Source organism: Microbacterium esteraromaticum, from assembly GCF_017303215.1.
GTDB classification, from domain to species: Bacteria; Actinomycetota; Actinomycetes; order Actinomycetales; family Microbacteriaceae; genus Microbacterium; species Microbacterium esteraromaticum_C.
Genome location: NZ_JAEMWU010000001.1, coordinates 1,220,769 through 1,233,782 on the forward strand (window position 1 = coordinate 1,220,769; position 13,014 = coordinate 1,233,782).

The 13,014-nt window shown below is 69.0% G+C and carries 12 protein-coding genes; 7 read left to right on the top strand and 5 right to left on the bottom strand.

Annotated features, from left to right (window positions below; genetic code table 11):
* Window positions 1-125 precede the first annotated feature (125 nt).
* Window positions 126-1,031 (bottom strand): Bax inhibitor-1/YccA family protein, encoded by a 906-nt coding sequence (locus tag JF543_RS05515; protein ID WP_206823050.1) that lies wholly within the window; start codon window positions 1,029-1,031, stop codon window positions 126-128.
* A gap of 88 nt (window positions 1,032-1,119) precedes the next feature.
* Between JF543_RS05515 and JF543_RS05520 the strand changes: the two genes are divergently transcribed.
* Complete coding sequence (locus JF543_RS05520; protein WP_347401105.1) at window positions 1,120-2,106, top strand: glycerophosphodiester phosphodiesterase family protein; 987 nt, start codon at window positions 1,120-1,122, stop codon at window positions 2,104-2,106.
* Between the two features lie 16 nt (window positions 2,107-2,122).
* Here JF543_RS05520 and JF543_RS05525 read toward each other — a convergent pair whose 3' ends face one another.
* Window positions 2,123-2,500 (bottom strand): YccF domain-containing protein, encoded by a 378-nt coding sequence (locus tag JF543_RS05525; RefSeq protein WP_179411562.1) that lies wholly within the window; start codon window positions 2,498-2,500, stop codon window positions 2,123-2,125.
* Between the two features lie 38 nt (window positions 2,501-2,538).
* Here JF543_RS05525 and JF543_RS05530 point away from each other — a divergent pair, with 38 nt between their 5' ends.
* Together JF543_RS05530 and JF543_RS05535 are read left to right on the top strand one after the other, a co-directional pair.
* Entirely contained in the window at window positions 2,539-3,498 is a 960-nt protein-coding gene (locus tag JF543_RS05530) for an ABC transporter ATP-binding protein (RefSeq protein WP_206823052.1), read from the top strand.
* On the top strand, window positions 3,495-4,514 hold the full coding sequence (locus JF543_RS05535; RefSeq protein ID WP_179411560.1) for an ABC transporter permease: 1,020 nt from the start codon (window positions 3,495-3,497) through the stop codon (window positions 4,512-4,514). The genes JF543_RS05530 and JF543_RS05535 overlap by 4 nt, the downstream gene beginning before the upstream one ends.
* Window positions 4,515-4,535: 21 nt before the next feature.
* On the opposite strand, the gene JF543_RS05540 is transcribed toward JF543_RS05535, so the two are convergent.
* Window positions 4,536-4,934: a pyridoxamine 5'-phosphate oxidase family protein gene (locus JF543_RS05540; protein WP_242519404.1), complete on the bottom strand. Its 399-nt coding sequence runs from the start codon at window positions 4,932-4,934 to the stop codon at window positions 4,536-4,538.
* A 67-nt stretch (window positions 4,935-5,001) separates the two neighbouring features.
* On the opposite strand from JF543_RS05540, the gene JF543_RS05545 reads away from it, so the two are divergent.
* From JF543_RS05545 to JF543_RS05555, 3 genes are all read left to right on the top strand, one after another.
* On the top strand, window positions 5,002-7,452 hold the full coding sequence (locus JF543_RS05545) for an ATP-dependent helicase (RefSeq protein ID WP_206823053.1): 2,451 nt from the start codon (window positions 5,002-5,004) through the stop codon (window positions 7,450-7,452).
* Window positions 7,453-7,514: 62 nt separating this feature from the next.
* Window positions 7,515-8,738 carry a hypothetical protein gene (locus JF543_RS05550; RefSeq protein ID WP_206823055.1) on the top strand — a complete coding sequence of 408 codons (1,224 nt, stop codon included), beginning with the start codon at window positions 7,515-7,517 and terminating at the stop codon, window positions 8,736-8,738.
* Window positions 8,739-8,793: 55 nt separating this feature from the next.
* Entirely contained in the window at window positions 8,794-9,861 is a 1,068-nt protein-coding gene (locus tag JF543_RS05555; protein ID WP_206823058.1) for a DNA polymerase domain-containing protein, read from the top strand.
* A 6-nt stretch (window positions 9,862-9,867) separates the two neighbouring features.
* On the opposite strand, the gene JF543_RS05560 is transcribed toward JF543_RS05555, so the two are convergent.
* Both JF543_RS05560 and JF543_RS05565 read right to left on the bottom strand, forming a co-directional pair.
* Window positions 9,868-10,902 carry an ATP-dependent DNA ligase gene (locus JF543_RS05560; protein WP_206823061.1) on the bottom strand — a complete coding sequence of 345 codons (1,035 nt, stop codon included), beginning with the start codon at window positions 10,900-10,902 and terminating at the stop codon, window positions 9,868-9,870.
* Window positions 10,903-10,975: 73 nt separating this feature from the next.
* Window positions 10,976-12,427, bottom strand: coding sequence for a phytoene desaturase family protein (locus JF543_RS05565; protein ID WP_206823062.1), 1,452 nt, complete (start codon window positions 12,425-12,427; stop codon window positions 10,976-10,978).
* Window positions 12,428-12,507: 80 nt separating this feature from the next.
* Here JF543_RS05565 and JF543_RS05570 point away from each other — a divergent pair, with 80 nt between their 5' ends.
* Entirely contained in the window at window positions 12,508-13,014 is a 507-nt protein-coding gene (locus JF543_RS05570) for a hypothetical protein (RefSeq protein ID WP_179411555.1), read from the top strand.

Here is a 13,014-nt window from a genome sequence, read left to right on the forward strand (position 1 = left end):
TGTGAGGTGGTTTCTCATGCCGGAAGTGGTTTTTCGGCGGGATGCGTGGTGACGACAACAATGCCCCGGGCACACGAAAAGGGCCGCCCTCCGGAGGAGAGCGGCCCTTTCGAGAAGAGCGTGCGTCAGTCGCTGCCGCGCAGGATCGCGATCATCCGCAGGATCTCGATGTACAGCCAGACGACGGTGACCATGATGCCGAAGCCGCCGAGCCAGCCGTACTTGCGTGGGGCGCCGTTGCGCACACCCTGCTGGATCTGGTCGAAGTCGAGCACCAGCGAGTACGCGGCCATGAAGACCACGAGCACGCCGATGATCAGGCCGAGCGGGATGCCCGCGACCTCGATGCTGCGCATGCCGAAGGCGCCACCGGCCATCGGAACGCCGACCCACATCAGGATGAGGTTCAGCACCGAGAACGCCAGGTAGCCGAACATGGCGATCAGGAAGATCTTGGTCATCTTCGCCGACGCGCGGATCTTGCCGCTGGCGAACAGGGCGAGGGTCACACCCACGACGGCGAGGGTAGCGAGGGTTGCCTGCATGACGATGCCGGGGAAGATGGTCTCGAACCAGGCCGAGATCGCACCGATGAACAGACCCTCGAAGGCGGCGTACGCCCAGATCAATGCCGGACGCACCTTCTTGCGCGAGGTGAATGTGACGACCAGGGCGAGCACGAAGCCGCCGAGGGCACCGACGATCCACGGCGTGAGGTCAGCGCCGAGCTGCCCGGTGTTCGGGTCGACGTACAGCGTCGACATCGTCCACATCCAGCCCGCGACAGCGGTGACCAGCAGGATTCCGAACAGGCCGACGGTCTTCCAGATGGTGTCCTCGACGGTCATCCGGTCGGTCTCGATGGCGCCGGCGGGCGGAGCGGCGAACATGCCCTCCAGCTGCGCGTTCGCGGCGGCATCCGCAGCGGCGTGCTGAGCCGACGGCGGCGGCGGGGGCGCGTACTGCGTCGACGCGCCGTTGCCGCTGCGCGGCTCCTGGAACGCCGGGTTGTTGAATGCGAAGTTGCTCATTGGTGGCCTCTACTCCCGAGGGATCGGTCAACGCTTACCCCCACGATACCGGGACGAGGCTATGAGCACGCTCGTTTACGCTGAGAACGTGCCCAGGAGATCGCCACTTGTCATCGGGCACCGCGGTGCACCCGGATACCGCCCCGAACACAGCCGCTCGTCGTACGAACTCGCGTTCGCGATGGGAGTGGATGCTGTCGAACCCGACGTCGTCGCCAGCAAGGATGGCGTGCTCGTGCTGAGGCATGAGAACGAGATCTCGGGCACCACCGACGTCGCTGACCGGCCGGAGTTCGCCGAGCGCCGAACGACCAAGAAGATCGACGGGGAGTCGCTGACCGGCTGGTTCACCGAGGACTTCACCTGGGCCGAGCTTGCCACGCTGCGCACGCGCGAGCGGCTGCCGAAGATCCGTCGGTCGAGCGCGAGCTTCGATGATGCCCAGCCCATCCTGCGGCTGACCGACCTGCTCGAGATGGTGCGCCGGGCGTCGGCCGAGCACGGTCGCGAGATCGGGGTCGTGCTCGAGGTGAAGCACGCCACCTACTTCGCGGGCATCGGACTCGACCTGGTGCCGCTCATCGAGCGTGATCTGCGCGCGACCGGCTGGGCCGACGGCGCTCTGCCGCTGATCGTCGAGGCCTTCGAGTCGACGCTGCTGCACCGCCTCAGAAAGACCGGCATCGCGGCATCCTTCATCTATCTCATCGAGGCGAAGGGCAAGCCCTTCGACCTCGTCGCCGCGCACGGTCGTGCCGCTCCCAAGTACGCCGACGAGGTCACGCCGGTCGGGCTCGACGCGCTTGTGGGCACGGTGGATGGCATCAGTGTGAACAAGCGGATGCTACTTGCATCCGACTCCACGCTGGTGGCCGATGCGCACGCACGCGGCCTGCGCGTGTTCACGTGGACGTGCCGCCCCGAGAATGCGTTCCTGTCGGCGCCGTACCGCGCCGGTGGTGGCAAGGCCACCTTCGGCGACTACGAGTCGGAGTGGGGCGTGATCGCCCGCACCGGCGTCGATGGCGTGTTCGTCGACCACCCCGACCTGGGCGTGGCGTTCTTCCGCGGCTGAGGGTTCGCGACCGTCGTCAGCGCGTTGCGCGCACGATCTCTTTGCCGAGCGGCATGAGTGAGATCGGCACCATCTTGAACGCGGCGATGCCCATGGGGATGCCGATGATCGTCAGGCACATCGCCACACCGGTCACGATGTGCCCGATGGCGAGCCACCATCCGGCCAGCACGACCCAGATGATGTTGCCGAGCAGTGAGCCGACGCCCGAGGTGGAGCGGTCGACGACGTCGCGCCCGAAGGGCCAGAACGCGTAGTTCGCGAGGCGGAACGACGCGATCGCCCACGGGATCGTGATGATCGGAATGCACAGCAGGATGCCCGCGAGCACGTAGCCGAGGAACATGGACCACCCGGCGAAGATGACCCAGATGATGTTGAGGATGGTGCGCATGCCCTGATTCTCGCATCACCTGTCCTAGGCTTCGGGGCATGTGTGGAATCAGTGCGGAGGGGGTGCGCCGCTCATTCGGGTCGGTGCACGCAGTGTCGGATGCCACGTTCCGGGCGGAACCGGGGCGGGTCACAGGGCTGGTCGGCCCGAACGGGGCGGGAAAGACGACGCTGCTGCTGATGCTGGCATCGCTGCTGGCGCCGGATGCCGGCAGCATCCGCATCGGCGATGTCGATCCGGTTGCGGACCCGGCGGCGGCACGGCGGATGCTGGGATGGATGCCCGATGCGCTGGGAGCCTGGCCGTCGCTGACCGCCCGCGAGAGCATCGTGACCACCGCGCGCCTGCATGACATGTCGCCCGCCGACGCGGCCGCCCGTGCGGATGAACTGCTGCATGTGGTCGGTCTCGCCGAGCTCGCGGCATCACCGGCGCGGGTGCTCTCGCGCGGACAGAAGCAGAAGCTGGGGCTCGCCCGCGCGCTGGTGCACGAACCGCAGGTGTTGCTGCTCGATGAGCCGGCCTCCGGGCTTGATCCCGAGGCGCGCGTGCACCTGCGCGTGATGCTGCGCGATCTCGCCGCGCAGGGCAAGACCGTGCTGATCTCTAGCCACGTGCTCTCCGAGTTGGAGGAAGTCGTCGACGACGTCGTCTTCATGGTCGCCGGGGCGATGGTCGATGCCGCGGGCGCGCCCTCGGCGCGCGCGTATCGGGTGCGGGTGGCGGGTGCGGATGCCCGTGCCGGCGTCGCAGAGGCGCTGGGCCTGCCGGCGGAGAGCGTCGGGGCCGACCGGGGTGACGCGCTGGTGTCGTTCACCGATGACACCGCTGCCGTCGAGGGGCTGCGCCGCATGATCACGGCGGGACTGCCGGTGCTGGAGTTCGCACCGGCGCAGAGCGCCCTGGAGGAGTCCTTCCTGGCGCTGCGGCAGCCGGATGGTCAGCATCCGACGCCGCCGCAGACCCCGGACGCACCCCAGGAAGGAGCGGGCGCATGAGCTTCGCACGCATCACCACCCTCGCCCGACTCGAACTCACGCAGCGCCTGCGCAGCGTGGGCTGGTACGTGCTGCTGGGCGTCTTCGTACTGCTGCTGATCGGCATCACGCTGCTGTCGTTCATGGTGTTCTCGTTCCAGAGCGAACCGAACGCGGGCGTCTACTCGATCGTGGTCAACTTCGTGTTGCTGCTTGTGGTGCTCGTCTCACCGACGTTGAGCGGCAACGCGATCAACGGCGACCGTGAGGCCGCCACCCTCGCACCCGTGCAGGTCACCGCAGCGACGACCGGTGACATCATGCTGGGCAAGCTGCTCGCCGCTGTCGCGACCGGCTCGATCTTCCTGCTGATCGCCGTGCCGTTCCTGCTCATCAGCATGCTCGGTGGTGGGGTGACGGCGGGGATGCTGATCGTGTCGTTGCTGGTGCTTCTGGCCGAGATCATCGTCGTCGCCGCGATCGGCGTGGGACTGAGCGGTCTGATCGCACGACCGCTCTTCTCGATAGCGACCACCTACCTCGCCGTGGCCGCGCTCGTCGTCGGAACGCTGATCGCCTTCGGGCTCGGCGGCACGGCGATCCAGTCCGAGGCGCGTGGCTACGAGCGGCCGTGGGATGAGACGACCGGTGAGCCGGTGTGCGATGAGTGGGTGGAGGTCAATTACAACCAGCCCCGTTTCGACCTGGTGTGGGGATTCCTCGCGGCCAACCCGTTCGTCGTGCTCGCCGATGCGACCCCGACGACCTTCTCTCACGGGTATCCGAACGACCTCTTCGGACAGGTGAAGGTCGGCGTCCGACTGGCCCAGCTGCCGCCCGAGATCGAGCGCTGGGACGCCTGCGAGAACGGATGGATCGAGAGCCCGACGTCGCAGGAGCAGATCGAGGGGACCGTACCGAGCTGGTTCGTGGGACTCGGGCTGCAGGCGTTGATCGCCGGCGGTCTGTTCGCGGGCGCCTGGGCGCGCACGAGAACGCCCGCGCGGCGCTTGCCGCCGGGTACCCGGATCGCCTGAGCGGTCGGCTGCGGCCGCGCCTCAGGCGCGGTCGCGGCGCACGTGGCGGCCCGAGATCGTCTCGGGCGTCAGCCGCAGCGCGCGCGAGCGGTCGCCGCCTGCCCACGGGTGCTTGTGTGCGGCGCCGGGAGCGGTCGCGACCTCCGCGGCGTCGATCTCGGATGCCCGAGTGCTCAGCAGTACGCTCCAGCCGCTGCCCGCAAGGTCGTCGTGGCGATCCACCTCGAAGGCGATGGGGGTGTCGGGGAGGGGGCTCAGGATGCCCTCGGGTGCCGTGCGGATGAGGACGTCGCGTCCGTCGAGCACGTAGTTGACGGGCAGGATGAGCACGCGATCGTCGGCGACGAATCCGACGCGACCGACCGTGGTCGTCGTGAGGAGTTCGAGGCACTCCTGCTCGGTGAGCTCCGCGATCATCATGGCCTCCCAGCGTTCACGTGGCTCGAGCGTACCCGGCGTCGGAGGCCCGCTCTAGACTCGTAATGACATGACCGACGCACCCCTCATCGTTTCCGGAACGCCCGATTCGACCCCGAACGGCGACCCGCTGCTCGCCGGGCTCAACCCGCAGCAGCTCGAAGCCGTCACTCATCGCGGCAGCGCGCTCCTCATCGTGGCCGGTGCCGGATCCGGCAAGACGAGTGTGCTCACGCGCAGGATCGCCCTGCTGCTGCGCCAGCGTGAGGCATGGCCCAGTCAGATCCTGGCCATCACATTCACGAACAAGGCCGCCGGTGAGATGCGTGAACGCGTCGAAGGACTGGTGGGCGAGGCCGCGCGCGGCATGTGGATCTCGACCTTCCACTCGGCCTGCGTGCGGATCCTGCGCCGTGAGGCCGAGCAATTCGGGTTCACGAAGTCGTTCACGATCTACGACTCGGGCGACTCGCGCGCCCTGCTCAAGCGCCTGGTGAAAGAGCACGAGGCCGACGCGTACGGGCTGACCCCCGGAGCGGTGCAGTCGCGCATCTCGAAACTGAAGAACGAGCTCACCGATGCCGAGGGGCATGCCCGTCAGGCGAACCTGAGCGACCCCGCAGAGCGCAAGTTCGCCGACATCTTCAGCGACTACCAGCGGGCGCTGCAGAAGGCCAACGCCTTCGACTTCGACGACCTGATCGCGCAGACGGTGTTCCTGTTCCGGGCGTTCCCGAAGGTGGCCGACACGTACCGGCGCCGGTTCCGGCACATTCTGGTCGACGAGTATCAGGACACCAACCACGCCCAGTACGCGCTCATCCATGAGCTCACCCGTCCGGTCGCCGCTGAGGCACCCGATCCGTATGCCTCGAACGGCATGATGATCTTCGAGCCCGAGACGGCCGAAGCCCAGGCCGGTGCGTCGCTGACCGTCGTGGGTGACTCAGACCAGTCGATCTACGCGTTCCGCGGAGCCGACATCCGCAACATCACCGAGTTCGAGCGCGACTTCCCGGGGGCGAAGGTCGTGCTGCTCGAGCAGAACTACCGGTCGACCCAGACGATCCTGTCGGCGGCCAACGCGGTGATCGGCAACAACTTCGACCGCAAGGCGAAGAACCTGTGGAGTGACCGCGGCGCGGGCGACAAGATCGTCGGCTTCACCGGGTACTCGCAGCACGACGAGGCGCAGTTCGTCGCCGATGAGGTCGAGGCGCTGCGTCGCACCGGCATGCCGTACTCCGAGATGGCGGTGTTCTACCGCACCAACTCGCAGTCTCGCGCGCTGGAAGAGATCTTCATCCGCGCCGCTGTGCCATACAAGATCATGGGCGGCACCAAGTTCTACGAGCGCGCCGAGATCAAGGATGCGCTGGCCTACCTGATCGCGGTGGCGAATCCGGCCGACGAGATGGCCGTGCGTCGCATCCTCAACCGGCCGCGTCGCGGCATCGGCGGGGTCACCGAAGCGTCCATCGCGATGTTCGCCGAGCAGCAGGGCATCAGCTTCCGCGATGCGCTGCGCTCGCCGGCGTCACTCGGCGTCGGGCCGAAGATCCAGGCGGCGATCACCCGCCTCGATGCCGTGCTCGACGAGGCGACCGAGATTCTGCTGCCTGCCTCGGGCGAGGTGCCGCCGTCGACCGCGGTCGCCGAGGCGCTGACGGTGCTGCTCGACAAGAGCGGCTACTTCGAGGCGCTGCGTGCGAGCCGCGACCCGCAGGACGAGGCGCGTCTGGAGAACCTCGACGAGTTCGTCGCCGTTGCGCGCGACTTCGCACGCAACAACCCCGACGGCACGATCGCCGACTTCCTCACCGAGGTGGCGCTGGTCTCGGATGCCGATGACCTCGACGACGAGTCGGGCTCGGTCTCACTGATGACGATGCACACCGCCAAGGGACTCGAGTACGACGCGGTGTTCGTCACCGGTGTCGAAGAGGACCTCATTCCGCACCGCATCTCGGCGGGGGAGCCCGGTGGTCCTCAGGAGGAGCGGCGGCTGTTCTACGTCGGCATCACGCGGGCGCGCAAGCGCCTGCACCTGTCGTTGGCGATGACGCGCGCTCAGTTCGGCGAGGTGTCGGTCGCGATGCCGAGCCGGTTCCTGCAGGAGATCCCGGCCGACCTCGTCGACTGGCGGCAGTCGCCCGGAGACATCAACTCGCGCGGCGGCTCGTCCTCGCGGGCCGTCAATGCGCGCCGTTCCGGCGGAGGATTCGGCGCGAGCGGCGGTCGCTCCGGTGACCGCTTCGCGCCGACGGCGCTGCCGAAGGGCGCCGGACTCAAGCCGCTTTCGATGGCGATGGATCGCTTTCCGAACAAAGTCACCGGCAAGGTGCGCGACAACGGCGATCTCGAACTGGCCGCCGGCGACCGGATCCGCCACGACGACTTCGGTGAGGGGCGCGTCGAGGCTGTCACGGGTGAGGGCGCCAAGCGCATCGCTCACGTGCGCTTCGATGCGGCCGGGCAGAAGAAGCTGCTCATCAAGATCGCGCCGATCACGAAGCTGTAGCCCGGGATGCGGTGCTCGTCGTCCGGCGCTCACCGCGCGGCAAGGCGGATAGGCTGGCTGATATGGCCCTCTTCTCTCGCCGCAAGAAGTCCGTCGATCAGCCCGCCGTCGGTGAAGACGCCGCAGCAGCGGAAGACACCACCGGCGAGGTGAGCGCGCAGCCGAGCGCCGCAGCTCCGATGGATGCCGAGACGGCTGCCGCGGGCGAGCAGGACGCCAAGAATGCCGAGTCTGCGGTCGACGACGCCCCCGCGACCGAAGCCGTTCCCGCGGTCGGCATCTCGGTGCAGGCGTTCCGTGGCGTCGGGGCCGACGCTGGCCCGGAGGTCGCCTTGCCCGCCGACGAGGCCACGGCATCCGCGACGCCGCCGCGACCCGCGGCGCCCGTTGCAGCCGCGCGCCCGACCTCTCCCGGCGATGCGATGCCCACCGAACAGCAGACCGTGCCGCGCCTGCCGCTGGCCGCGGCTGTGCCGCCCGAGCAGACGCACACTGTCGATGGGCTCAACGACAACGTGCTGCTGCGTGAGGCGCTGGCCGAGCTTGGCGAGGGCGCCACGAACGAGCAGCTCATCGGCGTGATGCGACAGTCGCTGCAGAGCCACCTGTACCTGCGGGTCAACGGCGATGCCCGCGAGCAGCTCAAGAACGGTCAGCCGCTCGCGGTCGGCGTCATCCGCGACGGCGAGCGCTCGTTCATGCTCGCCTACAGCTCGGGCAAGGCACTGCGCGACTCGGTCGAGGGGGCCGAAGACGCCGCGTCGACATCGGCTATCGCACAGCCGGTCACGGCCGTCTACCAGCAGGTCGTCTCTGGCGGGTTCGCCGGTGTGATCATCGACAACTCCTCGGCGCCGCACCGCGCCGTCTTCCCGACCGAGCTGCTGCAGAAGGCACTCGAACAGGGCGATGAGAACATGGCGGTCAAGAGCCTGCTCGCCGCTCCCCGTGACGAGGGCACCCCGGTGCGTGTCGCCGAGGCACTGGCCAAGACCCGCAGCTGGGTCGCCGTGAACGACGGTTCCAACGGCAAGCCGGTGGGCATCGCCGAGGTGCACACCACCGACGACAACCGGTACCTGCAGGTGTTCTCGCACCCGCTCGAGGTCGTCGCGCTCGGTCGCAACGACCGGCCGATGCCGTTCCAGCCGGAGCAGCTGGCGAAGGTGCTGAGCGATCACAGCGAGATCGCGGGCGTGATCGTCGACCTCGGCGGCCCGTCGCTCGCGATCGGCCGCGACGCACTGAGCGCACTGCTGGTGCTCGCTATCAACGTCGACGACTGATCACGCAGACGCGAAGGTCTGTCGCGGCGCGCACTCAGCGCCTAATGTCGGGGGCATGGCCTCCGAACGCGTGACCGTGACTGTGCACGACACCGACGGCGAGCGCGACGTGTCGCTGTCGAGCCCGAACAAGGTCATCTGGCCGGTCGACGGCGCCGACGGAATCACCAAGGCCGAGTACGCCGACTACGTGCAGCAGGTTTCGGTGCCGTTCCTGGCATCCAACGGACACCGGCCGGTGTCGCTGGAGCGGTTCCGTGAGGGGGTGACAACGGCATCCGGTGGCAGGACCGAAGGGTTCTTCTCGAAGAACCCACCCAAGGGCACACCCGACTACGTCGACGCCGTCACCGTCACCTACAACAGCGGTCGGCGGCATCCGCAGATCGTGTTGAACCGCGCCAGCGCGATCGTGTGGGCCGTGCAGATGAACACGATCGTGTTCCATCCGTGGGCGTCGCTGGCCGACGACACCGACAACCCGGTTGAGCTGCGCATCGACCTGGACCCGCAGCCGGGCACGGGGATCACCGAGACCGTGGCCGCGGCGCACGAGCTGCGCGCGGTGCTCGCCGAGGCGGGGCTGGAAGCGTTCATCAAGACCAGCGGCAACCGGGGACTGCACGTGTTCTGCCCCATCGAGCCCGCATGGGAGTTCCTCGTCGTCAGACATGCCGTGATCGCCGCCGGGCGTGAGCTGGAGCGGCGGATGCCCGACCGGGTGACGATGAACTGGTGGAAGGAGGAGCGCGGTCAGCGCGTCTTCGTGGACTTCAACCAGGCCAATCGCGACCGCACGATGGCCGGCGCATACAGTCCGCGGGCGATTCCGGGCGCACCGGTGTCGACGCCGCTGCACTGGGACGAACTCGATGACGTCGATCCGACACGGCACACCGTGCGCAGCATCCCGCATCGGCTCGCCGAGGTGGGCGACCCGTGGGCCGACATGCATCGGGCGCCGGGGCGCATCGACACGCTGCTGGAATGGTGGGAGCGCGATCTCGCGAACGGGCTGGGCGAACTGCCCTTCCCTCCCGAGTTCCCCAAGATGCCCGGCGAGCCGCCGCGCGTGCAACCGAGCCGCAAGGTCGCCGCGCACTGGGCTGACAGCGCCGAGTGAGGTGACTCAGGTCAACACCCTTGCGAGGTCGTACCCGGTCACCGTCTCGAGTTGCTCGTACGTGCACGAGCGCGCGTCGCGATCGGGACGCCACCGTGCGAACTGCACCGTGTGCCGGAACCGATCGCCCTCGAGCTGGTCGTAGCGCACCTCCAGAACGCGCTCCGGCCGCAGCCGTACGAACGACACGTCCTTCGCGCCGCTGAATCGCGACCGTTCGCCCGCGTCGGTCACGGCCGCGCCCGAGTCGTCGCGTTCGACGAGGGGCTCCAGCTCGGTCACGAGCTGACGGCGCATGGCATCCGACCACGCCGCCACGCCGCCCACCTGACGCAGCGCACCGTCGGCGTCGTACAGGCCGACCAGCAGCGATCCGATGCCCGACCCGCTCTTGTGCACCCGGTACCCGAGTGTGACAACGTCGGCGGTGCGGGCGTGCTTGATCTTGATCAGCGTCCGTTTGCCGGGGGCATACGCATCATCCAGGGGCTTCGCGACGACGCCGTCCAATCCGGCGCCCTCGAACTCGGCCAGCCACCGCCGGGCGAGATCGGGATCGTCGGTGGTGCGGGTCAGGTGCAGGGGAGGGGTGGTGCGTGCCAGCATCCGCTCCAGCCGTGCCCGGCGCTCACGGAACGGCAGCGGCTGCAGATCGTCGGCACCCTCGGCGAGCAGATCGAAGGCGATGAACGACGCCGGCGTCTCGGCCGCGAGTCGCGCGACGCGCGAGGCGGCCGGATGGATGCGCTGGCTCAGCGCGATCCAGTCGAGTCGCTGCGCGCCCGCCTCGCCGGTGGCGACGACGATCTCACCGTCGAGCAGGCAGGGGCCGGGCAACAGTGCGGGCAGATGCTCGACCAGCTCGGGAAAGTACCGCGTCAGCGGCTTCGCGCCGCGGGATCCGATCCGAAGCTCCGTACCGTCCCACGCGATCAAGCCGCGGAAGCCGTCCCACTTCGGTTCGTAGAGCAGCGGACGCTGCGTGGGATCGGGAACGGATGCCGCGGCCTTGGCCAGCATCGGTGCCGGGATCTCGTACATGGCATCCATTACCCCGCACGCGGCCGGCGCCCGCAACCCCGACGTGCCACCGGCAGTTCGGGACGCCCACTGATCAGGGGAACAGCGTGTCGAGTGCGACGGGTGTGCCGGCGTCGCGCAGCGCGGTGCGGGCCGCGTGCCAACCGGCCATCCCGCTGACGCCGGGGCCGGGCGGGGTGGACGCCGACGCCAGGTACACCCCGCGCATCGGCGTGCGCCAGGGGGAGGGGGAGAGCGCGGGGCGGCGGAACGCCTGACGGATCGTGAACGCACCTCCGAAGATGTCACCGCCGATCTCGCTCGGGTTCAGCAGCGCGCGATCGGATGCGGCGACGGCGCGACTGGTCAGGATCCGGTCGCGGAAGCCGGGGGCGAAGCGCTCGATCTGGCGCGTGATCAGCTCGGTCGGGTCGAGTCGCGAACCAGCCGGTACGTGTATGTACGTCCACAGCACCGAGTGCCCCGCCGGTGCCCGGCTGTCATCGAGCACCGACGGTTGCACCGCCAGCACGTACGGCCGATCGGCGACCGTGCCGCGGGCCACGGCGTTCTCGCTCTCCCAGACCTCCTCGCGCGTGCCGCCGACATGCACGGTCGGAGCGTGCGCCACCTGCGCATTCGCCCACGGCACGGGGCCGTCGAGCGCGAAGTCGACCTTGGCGGCGGCCGGGCCGTAGCGGTAAGCGCGCAGCGCCCGGGCGTAGCCGGCGGGGATCCGCGGATGCGTCAGCGCCAGTCGCGGTGATGAGTTCAACAGCAGCAGATCCCCCTGCGCGGGGTCACCCCAGTCGAGCGCCGCCACGTCGTCGACGTACCGACCCGTGCGCACCCGGCCGCCGTGCGCTTCGAGGTCTGCGACCAGGGCATCCGCGATGCGCTGCGCCCCACCGCGCGGGTACGGCCAGCCGGCTGCGTGACCATGAGCGGCCAGTAGCAGTCCCGCCGCCGCTCCGCTGAGCGAGGGCAAGGGCACATTCGCATGCGCGATCACGCCGGACAGCAGCGCGGCACCGGCCTCGGTGCGCAGGGACGTCCGCGCCAACGGGGTGCCCTGTTCCAGCATCCGAATGCCGAAGCGCGCCGCCGCGACCGGGTCTCGGGGCAGGCGCAGCAGGGTGTCGCCGGTGAAGTCGACGACCCCCTCGATGCGTCCCACCAGGGGGCGCAGCAGGGCCCGCCAGTGTCGGCCGTCGGGGCCGAGGGCATCCGCCGTGCGCTCCAGATCGCGCCACGCAATCGCGGCGCGACCGTCGTCCAACGGATGCGCGTATGAGATCTCGGGAGTGATCCACTCCAGGCGGGAGGCCAGATCGAAAGCGCGGAAGAACGGCGACGCGACCGTCGCCGGATGCACCGCCGAGCAGACATCCCACACGTATCCCGGCAGGGGCGCGGACTCGGTGCGGACACCGCCACCGACCGTCGCCGAGGCCTCGAGCACCTCGACCTCGTAGCCGGCGCGGGCCAGCGACACCGCCGCGACCAGCCCGTTCGGTCCGCTGCCGATGACTGTCGCCCGTGCCATGCCCTCAGTGTCGCACGGCGGTCGGCAAGGGGCGCGGGAACGGCTGTCGGCGCGGCTTACGGGGTGAGAGAATTGAAGCGATGAACGAAGTCCAGGGGCCGACCCCCGCAGGAACCTCCCGCCCGTACCGATCCCTCGCCGATGCGCTGCGCGCGCACCGGATCCCCGACGAGAACCACGAATTCATCGTCGCCGTCACCGACGCCGTCGGTGTCACCTCCTACATCGACCGCGGTCGCTACATCGAGGCGCTGCGTCGCGACGGCGCCGCACTGCACATCGGCCGCACCTACACCAACGGGTTCACCGAAGACGAGCAGGTGCTCGTCGCCGGACGCGCGCTGCCGCTGCTTCCCAGCGAAGGACGCGCGCCGTACTTCTACGTCAACCACCCCAGCGTGCTCCCCGGGGCACCGTCCGCAGGCCGCTCCGGTTCGCGCTCCGGCTCGTCGCGCGCGAGCTCGGCGGCAAAACCGAAGGCCGAGCCCCGCGCGGTCAAGCCCAAGCCGATCGAGCGCGACTACGGCGTGTGCGATACGTGCTTCATGGTCAAGACCGCGGCCGGCCGCTGCGGTTGCGACGAGTGA

Bases quoted from the DNA above. Each gene is read 5' to 3' on its own strand.
- JF543_RS05515 (WP_206823050.1), bottom strand. From the start codon at position 1,031: ATGAGCAACTTCGCATTCAACAACCCGGCGTTCCAGGAGCCGCGCAGC.
- JF543_RS05525 (WP_179411562.1), bottom strand. From the start codon at position 2,500: ATGCGCACCATCCTCAACATCATCTGGGTCATCTTCGCCGGGTGGTCC.
- JF543_RS05530 (WP_206823052.1), top strand. From the start codon at position 2,539: ATGTGTGGAATCAGTGCGGAGGGGGTGCGCCGCTCATTCGGGTCGGTG.
- JF543_RS05535 (WP_179411560.1), top strand. From the start codon at position 3,495: ATGAGCTTCGCACGCATCACCACCCTCGCCCGACTCGAACTCACGCAG.
- JF543_RS05540 (WP_242519404.1), bottom strand. From the start codon at position 4,934: ATGATGATCGCGGAGCTCACCGAGCAGGAGTGCCTCGAACTCCTCACG.
- JF543_RS05545 (WP_206823053.1), top strand. From the start codon at position 5,002: ATGACCGACGCACCCCTCATCGTTTCCGGAACGCCCGATTCGACCCCG.
- JF543_RS05550 (WP_206823055.1), top strand. From the start codon at position 7,515: ATGGCCCTCTTCTCTCGCCGCAAGAAGTCCGTCGATCAGCCCGCCGTC.
- JF543_RS05555 (WP_206823058.1), top strand. From the start codon at position 8,794: ATGGCCTCCGAACGCGTGACCGTGACTGTGCACGACACCGACGGCGAG.
- JF543_RS05560 (WP_206823061.1), bottom strand. From the start codon at position 10,902: ATGTACGAGATCCCGGCACCGATGCTGGCCAAGGCCGCGGCATCCGTT.
- JF543_RS05565 (WP_206823062.1), bottom strand. From the start codon at position 12,427: ATGGCACGGGCGACAGTCATCGGCAGCGGACCGAACGGGCTGGTCGCG.
- JF543_RS05570 (WP_179411555.1), top strand. From the start codon at position 12,508: ATGAACGAAGTCCAGGGGCCGACCCCCGCAGGAACCTCCCGCCCGTAC.